Raw genomic sequence first — 2,951 nt, forward strand, 5'->3', positions numbered from 1 at the left:
GATCTGACCACCGAGATGGTTGAGCACTTCTTCCGCTCCCTCTCCTACACCATGGCCGTTACCCTACACCTGAAAACCAAGGGCAAGAACGATCACCACCGAGTGGAGAGTCTGTTTAAAGCCTTTGGCCGCACGCTGCGCCAGGCGATCCGGGTGGAAGGCGATACCCTTCCCTCCTCAAAAGGAGTGCTGTAATGAACGTGGTGATCCTCGATACCGGCTGCGCCAACCTGCACTCGGTGACATCCGCCATTGCCCGCCACGGCTACGAGCCGGTGGTCAGCCGCGATCCGGACGTGGTCCTGCGCGCGGACAAGCTCTTTTTACCCGGCGTGGGTACGGCGCAGGCCGCCATGGATCAGATCCACCAGCGCGATCTGGTCAACCTGATCAGAGCCTGCACCCAGCCGGTGCTAGGCATCTGCCTCGGCATGCAACTGCTGGGCAGCCGCAGCGAAGAGACCCACGGCGTGGATCTGCTGGGGATTATCGATGAGCCGGTGGTCAAGATGGAGGACGTCGGCCTCCCTCTACCCCACATGGGCTGGAACCGCGTCTACCCGAAAGCGGGGGATCGCCTGTTTCGCGGCATTGAGGACGGAGCTTACTTCTACTTCGTGCACAGCTACGCCATGCCGGTGAATGCCCAGACCATTGCCCAGTGCCACTACGGCGCGCCCTTCACCGCCGCCGTGCAGAAAGATAACTTCTACGGCGTCCAGTTCCACCCGGAACGCTCGGGCGCGGCGGGCGCGCAGCTGCTGAAAAACTTCCTGGAGATGTAATGATTATTCCGGCTTTAGACTTAATTGATGGCACGGTAGTGCGCCTGCACCAGGGGGACTACGCGCAGCAGCGTGACTACGGCAACGATCCGCTTACCCGCCTGCAGGGCTATGCCGCGGAAGGCGCAGAGGTGCTGCACCTGGTCGATCTCACCGGGGCGAAAGATCCCGCTAAGCGACAGATCCCGCTGATTAAAACCCTGGTGGCCGGGGTAACCGTGCCGGTGCAGGTCGGTGGCGGGATCCGCACGGAAGAGGACGTTGCGGCTCTGCTGGCGGCGGGCGTCGCTCGCGTGGTGGTCGGCTCGACGGCGGTAAAATCTCCCGAGGTGGTTAAGGGCTGGTTTACGCGCTTCGGCGCAGAGGCGCTGGTTCTGGCGCTTGACGTGCGTATTGACGCCGAGGGCGTTAAGCAGGTCGCGGTCAGCGGCTGGCAGGAGAACTCCGGCGTCTCGCTGGAAGAGCTGATTGAAACTTATCAGCCCGTTGGCCTGAAGCACGTCCTGTGCACGGATATCTCCCGCGACGGCACGCTGGCTGGCTCCAACGTCTCGCTGTATGAAGAGGTGTGCGCACGCTATCCACAGATCGCCTTCCAGTCCTCGGGGGGCATCGGCGGGCTACAGGATATCGCCGCCCTGCGCGGTACCGGCGTACGCGGCGTGATCGTTGGCCGGGCGCTGCTGGAAGGCAAATTTAACGTAACGGAGGCGATCCAATGCTGGCAAAACGGATAATTCCCTGTCTGGACGTGCGTGACGGCCAGGTGGTAAAAGGCGTGCAGTTCCGCAACCATGAGATTATTGGCGAGATCGTTCCCCTGGCGAAACGCTACGCGGCGGAAGGCGCAGATGAGCTGGTGTTTTATGATATCACCGCCTCCAGCGATGGACGCGTCGTAGATAAAAGCTGGGTCTCTCGGGTAGCGGAAGCGATTGATATTCCCTTCTGCGTGGCGGGCGGGATTAAATCCGTTGACGATGCGGCGCAGATCCTCTCCTTCGGCGCGGACAAGATCTCCATCAACTCGCCAGCGCTGGCCGATCCTGAGCTGATTACCCGCCTCGCCGACCGCTTTGGCGTGCAGTGTATCGTGATCGGCATCGACACCTGGTTTGACGAAGCCACCGGCAAATATCACGTTAACCAGTATACCGGCGACGAGAGCCGCACTCGCGTTACCACCTGGGAGACGCTGGACTGGGTGCAGGAGGTACAGAAGCGCGGCGCGGGTGAGATCGTGCTCAACATGATGAACCAGGACGGGGTGCGCAACGGTTATGACCTGACGCAGTTGAAGAAGGTTCGCGAGGTATGTCATGTTCCGCTGATCGCCTCCGGCGGCGCGGGAACTATGGAGCACTTCCTGGAAGCCTTCCGGGACGTTGATGTGGACGGCGCGCTGGCCGCTTCCGTCTTCCACAAGCAAATTATTAATATTGGTGAACTAAAAGCGTACCTGGCACTGCAGGGCGTGGAGATAAGGATATGTTAACAGAGCAACAACGCAGCCTGCTGGACTGGACTAAAACCGATGGGCTGCTGCCTGCCGTGATCCAGCACGCGGTGTCCGGGGAAGTATTAATGCTGGGCTATATGAACCAGCAGGCGCTGGCGAAGACCGAAGAGAGCGGTCTGGTCACCTTCTACTCCCGCACCAAGCAGCGCCTGTGGACCAAGGGTGAAACTTCTGGCAACGTGCTCAACGTGGTTAGCATTACCTCCGACTGCGATAACGATACGCTGCTGGTGCTGGTCAACCCTGTCGGCCCGACCTGCCATACCGGCACCACCAGCTGCTTTGGTGAAGAGAAGAATCACCAGTGGCTATTCCTCTATCAGCTGGAGCAGCTGCTGGCCGCGCGCAAAAGCGCCGATCCGGCCAGCTCCTATACCGCCAAGCTCTATGCCAGCGGCACCAAGCGCATCGCGCAAAAGGTGGGTGAAGAAGGTGTTGAAACCGCACTCGCTGCCACCGTTCACGATCGCGAGGAGCTGACGAACGAAGCCTCGGATCTGATCTACCATCTGCTGGTGCTGTTGCAGGACCAGGATTTGGATATGACGTCGATTATTGAGAACCTGAGAGCGCGGCACAAGTAGTGTCGCCATGACTAGTCCTGGAATAGGTTGACACTTTTCAGGCCTGTAACGCCCGGTGAACTT

General features: G+C 60.0%; 4 protein-coding genes and 1 pseudogene. All 5 read left to right on the forward strand.

Features of this window, described 5'->3' with window-relative positions; genetic code table 11:
• A pseudogene (locus RTP97_RS21305) lies at window positions 1–195 on the forward strand (bifunctional histidinol-phosphatase/imidazoleglycerol-phosphate dehydratase); the annotation flags it as partial.
• Window positions 195–785, forward strand: a complete 591-nt coding sequence (gene hisH, locus RTP97_RS21310) for an imidazole glycerol phosphate synthase subunit HisH (protein ID WP_312417197.1) — start codon at window positions 195–197, stop codon at window positions 783–785. The pseudogene RTP97_RS21305 and the gene hisH, both read left to right, overlap by 1 nt.
• Entirely contained in the window at window positions 785–1,522 is a 738-nt protein-coding gene (hisA, locus tag RTP97_RS21315; RefSeq protein ID WP_312417200.1) for a 1-(5-phosphoribosyl)-5-[(5-phosphoribosylamino)methylideneamino]imidazole-4-carboxamide isomerase, read from the forward strand. The genes hisH and hisA overlap by 1 nt, the downstream gene beginning before the upstream one ends.
• Entirely contained in the window at window positions 1,504–2,280 is a 777-nt protein-coding gene (gene hisF, locus RTP97_RS21320; protein WP_312417203.1) for an imidazole glycerol phosphate synthase subunit HisF, read from the forward strand. The genes hisA and hisF overlap by 19 nt, the downstream gene beginning before the upstream one ends.
• A complete protein-coding gene (hisIE, locus tag RTP97_RS21325) occupies window positions 2,274–2,888 on the forward strand; it encodes a bifunctional phosphoribosyl-AMP cyclohydrolase/phosphoribosyl-ATP diphosphatase HisIE (RefSeq protein WP_312417206.1) in 615 nt (204 codons plus the stop codon). The genes hisF and hisIE overlap by 7 nt, the downstream gene beginning before the upstream one ends.
• Window positions 2,889–2,951: the final 63 nt, after the last annotated feature.

The organism is Pseudescherichia sp., from assembly GCF_031998825.1.
GTDB lineage: Bacteria > Pseudomonadota > Gammaproteobacteria > Enterobacterales > Enterobacteriaceae > Pseudescherichia.

What these genes read in the sequence shown, in the direction of transcription:
- hisH (WP_312417197.1), top strand. Translation starts at nt 195, where the DNA reads ATGAACGTGGTGATCCTCGATACCGGCTGCGCCAACCTGCACTCGGTG.
- hisA (WP_312417200.1), top strand. Translation starts at nt 785, where the DNA reads ATGATTATTCCGGCTTTAGACTTAATTGATGGCACGGTAGTGCGCCTG.
- hisIE (WP_312417206.1), top strand. Translation starts at nt 2,274, where the DNA reads ATGTTAACAGAGCAACAACGCAGCCTGCTGGACTGGACTAAAACCGAT.
- hisF (WP_312417203.1), top strand. Translation starts at nt 1,504, where the DNA reads ATGCTGGCAAAACGGATAATTCCCTGTCTGGACGTGCGTGACGGCCAG.